The sequence below is a fragment of the Kocuria sediminis genome, from assembly GCF_009735315.1.
Lineage (GTDB): Bacteria > Actinomycetota > Actinomycetes > Actinomycetales > Micrococcaceae > Kocuria > Kocuria turfanensis.
In genome coordinates, this window is record NZ_WOGU01000008.1 from 41,746 (window position 1) to 56,593 (window position 14,848).

At 73.9% G+C, this 14,848-nt stretch carries 14 protein-coding genes; 3 read left to right on the forward strand and 11 right to left on the reverse strand.

The genetic code is table 11. From position 1 onward, the window contains the following. A complete protein-coding gene (gene hflX / locus GMA12_RS10625) occupies positions 1 to 1,647 on the reverse strand; it encodes a GTPase HflX (protein WP_156269505.1) in 1,647 nt (548 codons plus the stop codon). 120 nt (positions 1,648 to 1,767) lie between these two features. Between hflX and GMA12_RS10630 the strand changes: the two genes are divergently transcribed. Beyond that, positions 1,768 to 2,430 carry a class I SAM-dependent methyltransferase gene (locus tag GMA12_RS10630; protein WP_156269506.1) on the forward strand — a complete coding sequence of 221 codons (663 nt, stop codon included), beginning with the start codon at positions 1,768 to 1,770 and terminating at the stop codon, positions 2,428 to 2,430. 20 nt (positions 2,431 to 2,450) lie between these two features. Here the strand turns inward: GMA12_RS10630 and dapF are convergent, their stop codons facing one another. Next, entirely contained in the window at positions 2,451 to 3,416 is a 966-nt protein-coding gene (gene dapF / locus GMA12_RS10635; protein ID WP_162459730.1) for a diaminopimelate epimerase, read from the reverse strand. Between the two features lie 131 nt (positions 3,417 to 3,547). On the opposite strand from dapF, the gene GMA12_RS10640 reads away from it, so the two are divergent. Next, the gene (locus GMA12_RS10640) at positions 3,548 to 4,438 is read left to right on the forward strand and encodes an LssY C-terminal domain-containing protein (protein ID WP_370831195.1); all 891 of its coding nucleotides are present in this window, start codon (positions 3,548 to 3,550) and stop codon (positions 4,436 to 4,438) included. Then, positions 4,428 to 5,120 carry a TMEM175 family protein gene (locus GMA12_RS10645; protein WP_370831198.1) on the forward strand — a complete coding sequence of 231 codons (693 nt, stop codon included), beginning with the start codon at positions 4,428 to 4,430 and terminating at the stop codon, positions 5,118 to 5,120. The genes GMA12_RS10640 and GMA12_RS10645 overlap by 11 nt, the downstream gene beginning before the upstream one ends. Here the strand turns inward: GMA12_RS10645 and miaA are convergent. The 9 genes from miaA to GMA12_RS10690 form a co-directional block, all read right to left on the reverse strand. After that, positions 5,117 to 6,046, reverse strand: coding sequence for a tRNA (adenosine(37)-N6)-dimethylallyltransferase MiaA (gene miaA, locus GMA12_RS10650; RefSeq protein ID WP_162459731.1), 930 nt, complete (start codon positions 6,044 to 6,046; stop codon positions 5,117 to 5,119). The two genes, GMA12_RS10645 and miaA, sit on opposite strands and share 4 nt — an antisense overlap. Beyond that, positions 6,043 to 7,569: a tRNA (N6-isopentenyl adenosine(37)-C2)-methylthiotransferase MiaB gene (miaB, locus tag GMA12_RS10655; protein ID WP_162459759.1), complete on the reverse strand. Its 1,527-nt coding sequence runs from the start codon at positions 7,567 to 7,569 to the stop codon at positions 6,043 to 6,045. Before miaB ends, miaA begins: the two co-directional genes overlap by 4 nt. A 112-nt stretch (positions 7,570 to 7,681) precedes the next feature. Next, positions 7,682 to 8,314 (reverse strand): regulatory protein RecX, encoded by a 633-nt coding sequence (locus tag GMA12_RS10660; protein ID WP_162459732.1) that lies wholly within the window; start codon positions 8,312 to 8,314, stop codon positions 7,682 to 7,684. A gap of 8 nt (positions 8,315 to 8,322) precedes the next feature. Continuing rightward, positions 8,323 to 9,432, reverse strand: coding sequence for a recombinase RecA (gene recA / locus GMA12_RS10665; RefSeq protein ID WP_156269508.1), 1,110 nt, complete (start codon positions 9,430 to 9,432; stop codon positions 8,323 to 8,325). A gap of 231 nt (positions 9,433 to 9,663) precedes the next feature. Continuing rightward, complete coding sequence (locus GMA12_RS10670; protein ID WP_047802786.1) at positions 9,664 to 9,885, reverse strand: DUF3046 domain-containing protein; 222 nt, start codon at positions 9,883 to 9,885, stop codon at positions 9,664 to 9,666. A 200-nt stretch (positions 9,886 to 10,085) separates the two neighbouring features. Continuing rightward, entirely contained in the window at positions 10,086 to 10,517 is a 432-nt protein-coding gene (locus tag GMA12_RS10675; RefSeq protein WP_062736744.1) for a helix-turn-helix domain-containing protein, read from the reverse strand. A 164-nt stretch (positions 10,518 to 10,681) separates the two neighbouring features. Continuing rightward, entirely contained in the window at positions 10,682 to 11,176 is a 495-nt protein-coding gene (locus tag GMA12_RS10680) for a CinA family protein (protein ID WP_162459733.1), read from the reverse strand. Then, positions 11,173 to 11,778 (reverse strand): CDP-diacylglycerol--glycerol-3-phosphate 3-phosphatidyltransferase, encoded by a 606-nt coding sequence (gene pgsA / locus GMA12_RS10685; RefSeq protein WP_062736742.1) that lies wholly within the window; start codon positions 11,776 to 11,778, stop codon positions 11,173 to 11,175. The genes GMA12_RS10680 and pgsA overlap by 4 nt, the downstream gene beginning before the upstream one ends. A gap of 38 nt (positions 11,779 to 11,816) precedes the next feature. Next, positions 11,817 to 14,804, reverse strand: coding sequence for an FtsK/SpoIIIE family DNA translocase (locus GMA12_RS10690; protein WP_156269509.1), 2,988 nt, complete (start codon positions 14,802 to 14,804; stop codon positions 11,817 to 11,819). Positions 14,805 to 14,848 lie beyond the last annotated feature (44 nt).

Genomic DNA, 14,848 nt, shown 5'->3' on the forward strand with positions numbered 1-14,848 from the left:
TCAGGCGCTCTCGGCGCCGAAGCCGGGCGCGCGCTCCGGGGCGAACTCCGCGAGCTCGGCCGCCAGGTCCTCGCGGACCTTCACCAGCAGGTGCGTGCCCTCGGGCAGGTGCTCGGTGCGCAGGATCTCCGCGTCCCAGTCGTGCAGCCGGCTCACGACGTCGCCGCGCTGGTACGGGACCAACAGGTCCAGCACCGTCTCCGGGCGCGGGATGGACTGGCTGATCCGCTCCCGCAGCGCCTCGAGGCCCTCACCGGTGCGGGCGGAGACCACCACGACGTTGCGCTCGCGCTGGCGGATCCGCTCGACCACGAAGGGGTCGGCGGCGTCGACCTTGTTGAGCACGATGATCTCCGGGATGTTCTGCGCGTCGATGTCCGTGAACACCTGGCGCACCGCCCGGATCTGGCCCTCCGGGTCCGGGTGGGAGGCGTCCACCACGTGCAGGATGAGGTCGGCGTCGGCGACCTCCTCCAGCGTGGAGCGGAAGGCCTCCACGAGCTGGGTCGGCAGGGACCGCACGAAGCCGACCGTGTCCGAGAGCGTGTAGCCGATGCCGTCCGGGGTCTGCGCCCGGCGGACCGTGGGGTCCAGGGTCGCGAACAGGGCGTTCTCCACGAGCACCCCGGCGTCGGTGAGCCGGTTGAGCAGCGAGGACTTGCCCGCGTTGGTGTAGCCGGCGATCGCCACGGAGGGCACGGAGTTGCGGCGGCGGTTGAGCCGCTTGGTCTCCCGGGCCGGCTTCATGGCGGCGATCTCGCGGCGCAGCTTGGCCATCCGCGTGCGGATCCGGCGGCGGTCCAGCTCGATCTTGGTCTCACCGGGCCCGCGCGAGCCGATGCCCTCACCGGCGGCGGCGCGGCCACCGGCCTGGCGGGACAGGGACTCGCCCCAGCCGCGCAGGCGCGGGAGCAGGTACTCGAGCTGGGCGAGCTCGACCTGCGCCTTGCCCTCCTTGGACTTGGCGTGCTGGGCGAAGATGTCGAGGATCAGACCGGTGCGGTCGATGACCTTGACCTTCACGACGTCCTCCAGCCCGCGCCGCTGGGACGGGGCGAGCTCGGAGTCCACGATGACGGTGTCGGCGCCGGTGGCGGCGACGATGTCGCGTAGCTCCTTGGCCTTGCCGGAGCCCAGGAACGTGGCGGGGTCCGGCTTGAGCCGGCGCTGGACGATGCCGTCCAGCACCTCGGAGCCGGCGGTCTCGGCGAGCGCGGCGAGCTCCCGCAGGGAGTTCTCCGCCTCCTCGAGCGTGCCCTCGGTCCAGAGACCGGCCAGGACCACGCGCTCGAGGCGCAGCTGGCGGTACTCGAGCTCCGTGACGTCCTCGAGCTCGGTGGACAGGCCCCCGACCCGGCGCAGGGCGCGGCGCTCGTCGAGGTCCTGCTGCTCGCCGTCGTGCTGCGAGTGCTCCTGGCCGCTGTCGGCCAGTTCGCGGGCGCGGCCGCTCAGCAGGCCGTTCCCGGCGGCCCCGGAGTCCTCGTGCCGGCGGTCGGCGCGCTCTCCGGCGTCGGCCTCCCGGGCCCGGGCCCGGGACAGGACGCGTTCGACGACGTCCTCGAGGTCCTGCCGGCTCAGGCCGTGGTCGGCCTCCACCGCGGGAGCCGCGGTGCTGTGGTCGGCAGGGGTGTTGTGAGACTGGGTCATGGTTCCTTTCGGAAAGGATGTGGTTCTCGGAATTCTAGTCGCGGTCTCCGACGAGCGGGTCCGCGGACGGGCGGCTGCGCGGAGCGGGCCGGGTCCGCGCGGTCGGTAGCATGAACATCTATGACACGGCGTTCCGACTCCCCCGATCCCGCCGCCGGACCGGCGGCCCCCAACCCGGGGACCGAGCACTACTTCTCGGAGGATCCCGCGGTGCCGGAGGTGCGCCGCCCGGTGACCGTGGCCCTGCGCGGTCGGGAGGTCGTCCTGCAGACCTCCAACGGCGTCTTCAGTCCGCGAGGTCTCGACAAGGGAACGTCCGTGCTGCTCCGAAATGTTCCCGATCCGGCCGGTGCGGAGCTGCTGGACGTCGGGTGCGGATGGGGCCCGATCGCCCTGAGCCTGGCGGAGGCCGCGCCCGGGGCCCGGGTCACGGCGGTGGACGTCAACGAGCGCTCACTGGGGCTCACCCGTGACAACGCCGCGGCCCTGGGCCTGGGCAACGTCGAGGTGCTGCTGCCCGAGCAGGTGCCGGCGGACCGGCGCTTCGACACCATCTGGTCCAACCCGCCCATCCGGATCGGCAAGCAGCAGCTGCACGAGCTGCTGCTCCGGTGGCTGCCGCGGCTGAGCCCCGGCGGGAGCGCGTGGCTGGTGGTGCAGAAGAACCTGGGGGCCGACTCGTTGCAGAGGTGGCTGGCGGCCGAGCTGGGCGGGTCCTTCCGGGTCTCCCGGCACGCCACCGACAAGGGGTTCCGCGTGCTGCGGGTCGACCGGCCGGCCTGAGCCGGTCCGGGCGGCGGGGCTCAGACGAAGGTGCCGTCGGCCACGAGCACGGCGGGGCCGGCGAGGACCACGTGCTCCGCGCCGTCGGGGGCGGGCACGAAGGTCACGGAGACGACCCCGCCGGGCACCTGCACGAGCCATTGGTCCGGGGCGGTGGGCCCGCCCCAGAACCGGGTCGCGGCCGCCGCCGCGCACGCGCCGGTGCCGCAGGACTGGGTCTCGCCCACCCCGCGCTCGTGCACCCGCATCCGGACCCGGCCCACACCGTCGTCGTCGCCGTCGGCGGGCACGACGAACTCGACGTTCGTGCCGTCCTCGGGCTCCGGGCGCACGACCGGGGCGGTGAACAGCTCGAGCTGGTCGAGCTTCTCCCCCTCGGCGAGCGCCACGACCGTGTGCGGGTTGCCCATCCCGATGGACAGCGCCGGGCGGGGCACCTTGAGCCCCTTGGCGGTCACGACGGCGTCCGAGCCGCGGGACCGGGCGGTCCCGCCGTCCAGGAAACTCCAGGGGCCCATGTCCACGGCGTAGCCGGAGTCGGTGCGCGCCACGGTCTTCACCCCGGCCCGGGTGCCGATCCGCAGGACCTCGCCCTCGGGGACCTCCGCGAGGCCCCGCTGGACGAGGTAGTGGACGAACACGCGCACGCCGTTGCCGCACATCTCGGCGATCGAGCCGTCGTTGTTGCGGTAGTCCATGAACCACTCGGCGTCCGGGGCGGTCTCCAGCACGGCCCGGCCCTCGGGCAGGGCCTCGCTGCGCACGGCCCGGATCAGGCCGTCGCCGCCGATGCCGCGGTGCCGGTCGCAGACCAGGGACACGAGGTCGGCGTCGAGCGCGAGCTGCGCGTCCGGATCGGTCAGCAGGACGAAGTCGTTGCCCGTGCCGTGGCCCTTCGCGAAGCCGCGCCCGCGCAGCTCCCCCCAGGGCACGGCGGCGTCCGGGGACGGGGCGGTCGGGCGGGTCTCGGGCTGCGCTGAGGTCACCCGGACATGATACGCGGCCCCGCCGGCGGGCCGGGGCGGGGTCACGGCCTTCCCCGGTGCCGCCGCCCTGGCTAGCCTGGGGGCACACCGGCCGGGGGTCCGGTGCAGCACGCGGGGGCGAGGACGGCCAGGTGGACGCACGAGGCAGCGACCGGGCACCGGATGCGCGGAGCGCGGTTCCGGGTGCCCGGCGGGGGCCGGGTCCGACCGCGGTCCTGTGGCTGCACCGCTCCGGGCGGCTGGCGACCGCACTGCTGGCGGGCTGGGGCGTGTACCACCTCGTGCTCGAGGACGTCGACGACGAGGGGCGCCTGGTGTGGGCGTTCGTGCCCGTCTGGGCGCTGTCGGCGTACGTGCTGCTCCCGTTCCTGAACCGGGTGCTCACCGGCCTCTACGTGCCCCACTACTTCATCGGGCGCGCCCGCACCGCCGACGGGCTGCTGGGCGACCCGGTCAACCTGGCGGTCACGGGCACCCCGCAGCGGCTGGCCGCGGCCATGCGCGCGGCGGGCTGGACCCCCGCCGATCCGCTGACGCCTGCCACGGCCTGGCACATCGCCCGCGCCGCGGTGCTGCACCGCAGCTACCCGGCCGCCCCGGTCAGCCCGCTCTACGTCTTCGGCCGCCGTCAGGCGCTGGCCTTCGAGCGCGAGGTCGCGGACAGTCCCGCCAAGCGGCACCACGTGCGCTTCTGGGTCTGCCCGCCGGACTGGCGGCTGCCCGGGGGCGCCCTGGTGGACCTGGTGGGCGCGGCGACCTTCGACCGCCGGGTCGGGCTGTCCCTCTTCACGCTGCAGGTGACCCACAAGGTCGCCGAGCGCACCGACGCCGAGCGGGACCTCGTCGTCGCCGCGCTGCGCTCCGCCGGCGCCCGGGTGCACGTGCTGCGCAACTTCTCCTCCGGCTACCACGCCCGCAACGGGGGCGGGGACGCGATCGAGACCGACGGTCACCTGCCCGTCCTCGACGTGCGGCCGGCCCTGCCGGCTCGGGGCCCGGGAGGTGGGTCCGGTGGCCGATGAGTCGCCGGACCGCCCGGCACGCCGTGCCGGGCCTGCCCAGAAGTACCGCCGGCTGTTCGGCACCGGTGAGTCCACCGATCGGACCGTGTTCTTCAGCGACGCGGTGTTCGCCATCGCGATGACGCTGCTGGTCCTGCAGCTCATCCTCCCCGGGGACCTCCCGCCGGAGCGGCTCGAGCCGGCGCTGCGGGCTCATCTGCCGCAGTTCCTCGCCTACGTCCTGAGCTTCGCCGTCATCGGCACGGCGTGGATGAGCCACCACCGCCGGTTCACCGTGATCCGCCGCATCGACGGGCGCCTGCAGTGGCTGAACCTGCTGTCCCTGTTCTTCATCGCCCTGCTGCCGATGCCCACGAGTCTGCTCAGCGACTACGGCGGAGACAGCTCGCCCTGGCCGGAGGCGCTGTACGCCGCGGTGTCGGCGGCCGTCTACGCCTCGCTGAACCTGGTGTGGGCCCACGCGTGGCACGCCGGGCTGATGGCCCCCGAGGTCGACGCCGACCTGTACCGCTACGTCCTGCGCGGGCTCCTGCCGGCGCCGGTCGTCTTCGCCCTCAGCATCCCGGTGGCGTTCTGGGAGCCCGGGTTCGCCGCGTGGAGCTGGCTGCTCATCGCCCCGGTGTCCGCCGCGGACGGGTGGTGGCTGCGCCGCTCCGCCGCGGTCGACGGCCCGTCCGGCTAAGGGGCGCCGGGATCGGCCGGGGACCGCTGCACGAGCCGCACGGCCCGCTCGGCGAGCCCGGGCCCGGCGGCGTCCAGCCAGTGCACCCGCGGGTCCGCCCGGAACCAGGTCAGCTGGCGGCGGGCGAACTGCCGGGTGGCCACCACCGTGGCCTCGGCGGCGTCCGCGGCCGAGGCGCGGCCGTCGACGACGTCGAGGAACTGCCCGTAGCCCAGGGCGCGGGAGGCGGTGCGCCCGGCGCGCAGGCCGCGCCCGGCCAGCGCGCGCACCTCGGCCTCCAGCCCGGCCGCCACCATCGCCTCGACCCGCCGGGCGAGCCGGGCGTGCAGCTCCGCGCGGTCGACGTCCAGGGCCAGCTGCACCGTGGGCGCCACGTACTCCCGGCGGGGCATGAAGGAGGCGAACGGGCGCCCGGTCAGCTCCCACACCTCGAGGGCGCGCACCAGCCGGCGGTCGTCGCGCACCCGGGCCGCGGATTCCGGGTCGACCCGGAGCAGGCGCTCGCGCAGCGCGCCGGGGCCCTCCACGGCGAGCTCCCGCTCGAGCCGGGCCCGGATCCGCGGGTCCGTGCCCGGCAGCTCCAGCACGTCCAGGGCGGCACGGACGTAGAGCCCCGAACCGCCGACCAGGACGGGGACCCGGCCGCGGGCGCGGATCTGCGCGAAGCAGGACCGGGCCTGCTGCTGGAAGTCGGCCACCGAGGCCTCCTCGGTGACGTCCAGGACGTCGAGGAGGTGGTGGGGCACCCCGCGCCGCTCCTCGGCGGTGGCCTTGGCGGTGCCGATGTCCATGCCGCGGTAGAACTGCATCGAGTCGGCGTTGACCACCTCGCCGCCCAGCCGCAGGGCCAGCTCCACGCCCAGGGCGGTCTTGCCGGTGCCCGTGGCGCCGACGACGGCGACGACCGGCAGGGCCTCGGCGCTCACCGGACGGGCAGGCTCGGCATGCCCAGGCTCACGGGCCGCGGGCCGGCGCCGTCGGCGGCGGGCACGCCGCAGGACTCGGCCTGGCGGCGGTCCCAGGCGTCACCGGCCCGGGAGCGCCGCAGCGCGTACTCCCCCGGCTCGCGGGGGTCGGCGATGAGGTGATAGGCGGCGGCGTCGGTCACGGTGACGGTCACGAAGTCGCCGGGCCGGGGGGCCTCGGCGCCCTCCGGCACGGTGAAGTGCACGAGCCGCTGGTCCTGGGCGCGGCCGGAGAGCCGGTGGGTCAGCCCGGACTTCTTGCCGGCCTCCGCCGTGACGAGCAGCTCGACCCGGCGCCCGACGATCCGGCGGTTCTCCTCCGCCGCGATCCGGTCCTGCAGGGCCACGAGGCGCTCGAAGCGCTCCTGCACCACGGCCTTGGGCACCTGGTCGGCCATCTCCCCCGCGGGAGTGCCGGGCCGGATCGAGTACTGGAAGGTGTAGGCCGAGGAGAAGCGGGAGGCGGCCACGACGTCGAGGGTGTCCTGGAAGTCCTGCTCGGTCTCCCCCGGGAACCCCACGATGATGTCGGTGGTGATCGCGGCGTGCGGGATCCGCTCACGGACCGTGTCCAGGATGTCGAGGAAGCGCCGGGAGCGGTAGGAGCGGCGCATCTGCCGGAGCACCCGGTCCGAGCCGGACTGCAGCGGCATGTGCAGCTGGGGCATGACGTTGGGGGTCTCGGCCATGGCGTCGATGACGTCGTCGGTGAAGGCCGCCGGGTGCGGGCTGGTGAAGCGCACCCGTTCCAGGCCCTGGATTCCCCCGCAGGCGCGCAGGAGCTTGGCGAAGGCGCCGCGGTCCCCGAACTCGACGCCGTAGGAGTTCACGTTCTGCCCGAGCAGGGTGACCTCCACGGCGCCGTCGTCCACCAGCGCCTGCACCTCGGCGAGGACGTCGCCCGGCCGGCGGTCGCGCTCCTTGCCGCGCAGCGAGGGCACGATGCAGAACGTGCAGGTGTTGTTGCAGCCCACGGAGATCGACACCCACCCGGAGTAGGCGCTGTCCCGCTTGGTCGGCAGCGTCGAGGGGAAGACCTCGAGGGCGTCGAGGATCTCGAGCTGGGCCTCGGCGTTGTGCCGGGAGCGCTCCAGCAGGGTCGGCAGCGAGCCGATGTTGTGCGTGCCGAAGACGACGTCGACCCACGGGGCCTTCTCCAGGATCGTGTCCTGGTCCTTCTGGGCCAGGCAGCCGCCCACCGCGATCTGGAGGTCCTTGTTGCGCTTCTTGGCCGGCACGAGCTGGCCGAGGTTGCCGTAGAGCTTGTTGTCGGCGTTCTCGCGCACCGCGCAGGTGTTGAAGACCACGAGGTCCGGCTCGCCGCCGGCGGCCGGGACGTAGCCGGCGGCCTCGAGCAGACCGGTGATCCGCTCGGAGTCGTGGACGTTCATCTGGCACCCGAAGGTGCGCACCTCGTAGGAGCGCGGAGCGGGGGCGGCGGAGGACGCGGTCGGGTCCGAGGGCTGGGCGGCAGGGGTCGAGATCACCGGTCAATTGTACGGGCCGCGCGCGGCGCCCGTCCCGTCCGGTCCCGGGGCACCGGATGCGCAAGGGCCGGTGCCCCCGGAGGCTGGGCGCGCGGAGCCCGTCCTCCGGTCAGGGGGTGTCGGGGTAGGCCTCGTCCACGCCGTCGTCGTCCGCACCGGCGCCGGTGCGGGCCTCGAGCTCCTCCTTGACGACGGCGAAGGCCAGTCCCGGGGCGTAGCCCTTGCGCCCGAGCATCCCGACCAGCCGGCGCACCGCCCGGTCCCGCTCGGTGCGGTCCGTCAGGTCCAGTCCCGCCGGCAGCTTCCGGCGCACCAGCTCCGCGGCGTCGGCCCGCTCGTCCTCGTCGGTGCGCTGCTCGAGCGCCGCCTCGGCGAGCTCGCCGGAGACGCCGCGGGTGGCCAGTTCCCGGCGGATCGCGGAGCGGGCCAGTTTGCGGGAGCCGGCGCGGGAGCGGACGTAGAGCTCCGCGTACTGGGCGTCGTCGACGAGGCTGACCTCCTCGAAGCGGTCCAGCACCTCCCGGGCCACGTCCTCGGGGACGTTGCGGTCGGCGAGCTTGTCCTCGAGCTGCTTGCGGCTCTTGGCCGAGGCCGTGAGCTGGCGCAGCACGATCGCGCGGGCGACCTCCCGCGGGTCGGGCTCCGGGTCCTGGGCGGCGGACGCCGACGCCGCCGGGCCCTCCGGCCCGCGGTGGCGGGCGGAGGACCGGCGGCGCCGGCGTGCGTAGGGGCTCTCGGTCACGGACCCGCTCAGAAGGCCGGGCCGCCGACCTCGGAGGGCAGTCCGGCGACCGGCGACTCCTCCTCGACCTCCGCGGCGCTCTCGGGCTCGGCCACGATCCCGAGCTTGACCAGGATCCGGCGCTCGATCTCCTCCGCCAGCTCCGGGTTGTCCTTGAGGAACCGGCGGGCGTTCTCCTTGCCCTGCCCGAGCTGGTCGCCCTCGTAGGTGAACCAGGCCCCGGACTTCTTCACGATGCCGTGCTCCACCCCCATGTCGATGAGCCCGCCCTCGGTGGAGATGCCCTCCCCGTAGAGGATGTCGAACTCGGCCTGCTTGAAGGGCGGGGCCATCTTGTTCTTGACGATCTTGGCGCGGGTGCGGTTGCCCACCGGGTTCGCCCCGTCCTTGAGCGTCTCGATGCGGCGCACGTCCACGCGCACCGAGGCGTAGAACTTCAGCGCCTTGCCACCGGTGGTGGTCTCGGGGCTGCCGAAGAACACGCCGATCTTCTCGCGCAGCTGGTTGATGAAGATCGCGGTGGTGTTCGAGTGCGAGAGCCGCCCGGTGATCTTGCGCAGCGCCTGGCTCATGAGCCGGGCCTGCAGACCCACGTGGCTGTCGCCCATCTCCCCCTCGATCTCGGCCTTGGGGACCAGGGCCGCCACCGAGTCGATCACGATGATGTCGATGGACCCGGAGCCCACCAGCATGTCCATGATCTCGAGGGCCTGCTCACCGGTGTCCGGCTGCGAGACGAGCAGGCTGTCGGTGTCCACGCCCAGCTTCTCGGCGTAGGCGGGGTCCAGGGCGTGCTCGGCGTCGATGAAGGCGGCGATCCCGCCGGCCTTCTGCACGTTGGCCACCGCGTGCAGCGCCACGGTGGTCTTGCCGGAGGACTCCGGGCCGTAGATCTCCACGACGCGCCCGCGCGGGAACCCCCCGATGCCCAGCGCGACGTCCATCGCGATGGAGCCGGTGGGGATGGTCTCGATCTTGGTCGCCGGGCGGTCGCCCAGGCGCATCACCGAGCCCTTGCCGTAGTTCTTGTCGATCTGCGCGAGGACGGTCTCGAGAGCCTTCTCGCGGTCGCTGCCGAACTGCTGGTCGGCGCTCTGTTTGTTGCCCTTGGCTGCCATGGTTCACCTCGTGGTCGGGGGGTTCCGCCGGTGCGGCCGGAACCGTTCTTGCTGGTCGTTTCGTGTTCCACGGTATCGCCGCCGTCGGACACCCTAAGGCCTGCGCACCGGGCCTGGGGACGCCCGCCGGCCGGCGGCCCGGGCGGGAGCGGGCTGTGCAGTCCACGCTGCGGTGTCGAATATACCTTCGAACTCTCCCGGGGTCCACGGGCGCGCCGGGGCCGGCGCCGATCAGCTCCGCGGTGGCCGGTCCGCGCCCCACCAGCGCGACTCCGGCACGTCCTGGGCCCGGCACAGGGCGAACCACACGGTGCGCGGGTCCACCCCGTCCTCGATGGCCTCCGCGGCCGTGCGGTGACCGAGCTCCCCGAGCACGAGGTCCCGGGCCAGGACCTTGCTGTAGCCCGCCCCGAACTCGTCGGCCATCAGCTCCCAGAAGCTGCTGAGCCTCATGCGCGTCCTCCTCGGTCGTGCTGCGGCCCGCCGGCCGCAGTGCGTGGTCGTGCCGTGCCCCGTCGTGGTGCGTCGCCGTGCGGTGCCGGTCACGGTGCGCCGGCCGGGGGGCCGGCGGGTCACGTGCCGGAGGGCCCGGCGGTCCTGGGACCGACGAGCCCTCCGGGACGTCGTGGTGGGCGGGATCCCGCCCGGGGTGCTCAGCGGGCGCCGGCCGCGGCGGCCTCGCCGCCGTTGACGCGCCCGAACTCCCGCGAGTACTGCTCGGTCAGGTCGCTGGGCACCGTGTCCGGGACCAGGAGGCCCTCGGCGTAGGCCAGGCGGTCCGCGACCTCGCGAAGCATCTGGGACATCGGGATGTCGAGGGCGGCACAGATCGAGGCGAGCAGCTCCGAGGAGGCCTCCTTCTGCCCGCGCTCCACCTCGCTCAGGTAGCCGAGGGAGACACGGGCGCTGTGGGAGACCTCCCGGAGGGTGCGCCCCTGACGCTGACGGACGTTGCGGAGAACCTCACCGATCTCCTGGCGGAGTACACCCATCTTCATGTCCTTCGTCTCGGTACCGCTGTGCTCGTCCAGGCCCACGTCCTTCCAACGGACGACGCCATTGACGGACACGGGTTGCTTCGTCATGTGAATCGCTTGTCTCCTCATGTGTGCGGCAGTGTCACCGCCTGCTGCGGACGGTGTCCCCGGCGCCGGCCGGTCGACATCTTGACTTCGAACGGCTCAACTCGAGCCTGCGATCATTGCTAACCACCCTGACGTTTCCATTCTTCCCCGCCGACCGCACTTTTTCACTGGGAGTTGTCTGGGAGCAGGATGGCGGCGGTGAGCCGCTCCAGGGCGGCGGCCACGGTGGCCGCCCGGACGGCCGCGCGGTCGCCCGTGGCCTGCAGCTCCAGGGCGGTCGCGCCCCGGGGGCCGGCCAGGCCGAGGAAGACCGTGCCCACCGGCCGGCCGTCGTGCGGCTCCGGGCCGGCCACGCCGGTGGTGGCCACGGCCCAGTCCGTGCCCAGCACCCGGCGGGCGCCCTCGGCCATGGCCGCCGCGACGTCGGGGTCCACGGAGCCGCGCTCGGCCAGCAGCGCCGCCGGGACGCCGAGGACCTCGGTCTTGACCCGGTTGGAGTAGGACACGACCGCGCCCTCGAAGCACCCCGAGGCCCCGGGGACGTCGACCACGGCGGCGGCCAGCGCGCCCCCGGTCAGGGACTCGGCGGTGCCGATCGTCAGGCCCCGCCGGACGGCCGCCTCGACGAGCGCGCGGGCGCCCGGCCGCGGGCCGCTCACGCCGGGTTCCGCCCGGCCAGCGAGCGGCGGCGCAGCTGCACGGCCTTGACCACGTAGTCCACGCCGGTCACCACCGTGACCACCAGCGCGGCGCCCATGACGGTCCAGCCCAGCCACGGCCACCAGGCACCCACCAGCGGGGCCAGCGGCAGGAGCAGCAGCAGCAGGGCGACGGTCTGCAGGACCGTCTTGAGCTTCCCGCCCTTGGAGGCGGCCATCACCCCGTAGCGGATCACGACGAAGCGCAGCACCGTGATGCCCCACTCGCGCACCAGGATCACCACGGTGACCCACCACCACAGCTCCCCCAGCATCGAGAGCACCACGAAGGCGGCCCCGGTCAGCAGCTTGTCCGCGATCGGGTCGGCGATCTTGCCGAAGCTGGTGATCAGCCCGCGGGCCCGGGCGATGTCGCCGTCGAGCTTGTCGGTGTACATGGCCACGGCGAACACCGCGAGGGCGGCCCACCGCATGGCCGCGGAGTCCTCCCCCTGGGTGCCGCCCGCCCACAGGAACCAGACGAAGAAGGGCACCAGCACGATGCGCAGGGCGGTGAGCGCATTGGGCAGGTTGAGGTTGGAGGCCGGGTCCGCGGGGCTCATCGGGTGCTCGCTTCCTGGTGGTGGTGGTCGGTGCGGGCTCAGCGGCCGGTGAGCTGCCAGGCGTCCTCGGAGCCCTCGGGGTCCTCGGCGCCGTCGTGGTGGTCGACCGCGGTGGCGGCCAGCGAGGCCTCGACCGGGTCCTCCCCGTAGTCGACGGACCTGCCGGCCGGGGGGACCGGCGCCGGCGGCTCCTCGCCGCGGAGCACGGCCAGGGTCGCGGCGAGGTCGTCGGGCTTGACGAGCACGTCCCGGGCCTTGGAGCCCTCGGAGGGCCCGACGACGCCCCGGGACTCCAGCAGGTCCATGAGCCGGCCGGCCTTGGCGAAGCCCACCCGCAGCTTGCGCTGCAGCATGGAGGTGGAGCCGAACTGCGTGGTGACCACGAGCTCGGTGGCCTGCAGGAGCACGTCGAGGTCGTCCCCGATGTCCTCGTCGATGGCCTTCTTGGGGGCCTCCTGGACGACGTCGTCCCGGTAGTGGGCCTTCATCTGGCCCTTGACGTGGTCGACGACCTCGTGGATCTCCGACTCGGAGACCCACGCGCCCTGCACGCGCATGGGCTTGGAGGCGCCCATGGGCAGGAAGAGGGCGTCGCCCTGGCCGATGAGCTTCTCGGCGCCGGGCTGGTCCAGGACCACGCGGGAGTCGGTGACCGAGGAGGTGGCGAACGCCATCCGGGAGGGCACGTTGGCCTTGATCAGGCCGGTGACCACGTCCACGGAGGGGCGCTGGGTCGCGAGCACCAGGTGGATCCCGGCCGCGCGGGCGAGCTGGGTGATCCGCACGATCGCGTCCTCGACGTCGCGCGGGGCGACCATCATGAGGTCGGCGAGCTCGTCCACGATCACGAGCAGGTACGGGTAGGGCCGGATCACCCGCTTGGAGCCGGGCTCGGGCTGGACCTTGCCGTTGCGCACGGCCTTGTTGAAGTCGTCGACGTGCTTGTAGCCGTAGTGGGAGAGGTCGTCGTAGCGGGCGTCCATCTCCCGCACGACCCACTGCAGCGCCTCGGCGGCCTTCTTGGGGTTGGTGATGATGGGGGTGATCAGGTGCGGGACGCCCTCGTAGGCGGTCAGCTCGACGCGCTTGGGGTCGACCATGACCATCCGCACCTCGTCGGGGGTGGCGCGCATCAGCAGGGAGACGATCATCGAGTTCACGAAGCTCGACTTGCCCGCGCCGGTGGCGCCGGCCACGAGCAGGTGCGGCATCTTCGCGAGGTTGGCCACCACGTAGCCGCCCTCCACGTCCTTGCCCACGCCCATGACCATGGGGTGCTCGGTCTTGCGGGCGTTGTGCGAGCGCAGGACGTCGCCGAGGGACACCGTCTCGCGGTCGGTGTTGGGGATCTCGATCCCGATCGCGGAGCGGCCCGGGATCGGCGAGAGGATGCGCACGTCGGCGGAGGCGACCGCGTAGGCGATGTTCTTCGACAGCGCCGTGACGCGCTCGACCTTGGTGCCGGAGCCCAGCTCGATCTCGTACCGGGTGACCGTGGGCCCGCGGGAGAAGCCCGTGACCACGGCGTCGACGTTGAACTGCTCCAGGACGCTGGTCAGGGCGGCGACCACGGCGTCGTTGGCCTCCGAGCGCTCCTTGGGCGGGGGGCCCTGCACGAGTGCGCCGGGCGTGGGCAGGGAGTAGGCGATGTCCCCCTCGAGCTTGAGCTGCTCGGCCCGGGCCGGGATGGGGGCCTCGGGGGTGTGCGTGCGGGCGGTGACGGAGGTCGAGCCCGTCGGTGCGGCCGCGACGTCCTCGAGCGCCGGGGAGCCGGAGCCGGCGGCCGTGTCCGCGGCCGGCTCGAGGCCCTGCTCCCGGCGCAGCCTCGTGGCGGCGAGCTGCTCCTGGGTGGGGCGCTTCTGCCCCGGGCGCGGGCCGGCCGGCTGCTGCGGCGTCTGCTCGGTGGCGGCAGGTGTGCCGGCCGGGTCCGCGGTGGCGGCGGCCCCGGCGGCGGCCCTCCGCCGGGCGGCGCGGGCGGAGTCGACGTCGAAGACGCGGGTGGGCGCCTCGGCCCCGGACCGCTCCTGGTCGACGACGGCCCGCTCGAAGGCCTCGTCCCCGCGGTAGCCGTCGAGGGCGCGCCGCTCGGCCTCTGCCTCCTTGCGCTCGCGGCGCTTCTGCCGCCGGGTCTTGCCGGCCTCCGCGCGCGCGTGGTGCTCGTCGAGGTAGGAGCGGTCGTGGCGCTCGGAGGACAGGTCGGTCGCGGAGACGGGCCCGTCCTGGCCCATCAGCCGCCAGTAGCCCTGCTTCAGCCGGGGCCCGATGAGGTTCACGGGGGTCGCGGTGATCACGAGCACGGAGAGGAACAGGACGGCGACGAACACCGCGCCCGCCCCGACCGGGGTGACGAGGGCGCTGAGCGGATCGGCGGCGAGGAAGCCGACGGTGCCCCCGGCGGTGCCCAGGGCCTCGCGGCCGTCGCTCATCGAGGGGCGGCCCAGGAACAGGTGGGCCAGGCCCGAGCCGGCCACCACCGCGGCGCCCAGGCCGATGGCGATCCGGTTGTTGGCGGAGGTCTCCTCCGGGTGCCGGAAGCGGCGCAGGGCGAAGCCGGCCAGGGGCAGGGGCAGCACCAGGGCCATCCAGCCGAAGGTGCCGGCGAGCACCTGGTGCACCACGGCGGCGGGCACGGCGACCCACGCGGCCGGAGCGGCGGGCAGGCTCCACCACTCGACGGCGGCGCTGAGCAGCCCGAGCAGCAGCAGGAACAGCGCCCCGCCGTCCCGCAGCCGTTCGGCGGGCACGTCGGTGCGCAGGGTGCCCATCCGGCGCACCGCGCCGCCGACCACGTGGGCGACGGCCGTCCAGGCGCCCCCGATCACGCGGGCGCACCACAGCAGGGCGGCGCCGAGGGCGTGCAGGGCTCCCGGCGAGCTGTCGGCCGGGCGCGCGGAGGAGCCCCGTGCCGCGGTGGCGGGGCGGGTGGGAGTTTTCCGGTTGGTTCCCGACGACCGCGCGGAAGACGTGCTGTTCTTGCCACGCGACGTCGAGGCGCCCTTGCGGGCAGGGGAAGTACGAGTCGCCATGCTCCCAGGGTAGACCACGGCCTCCCCCCGCCCGCGGTGCCGCA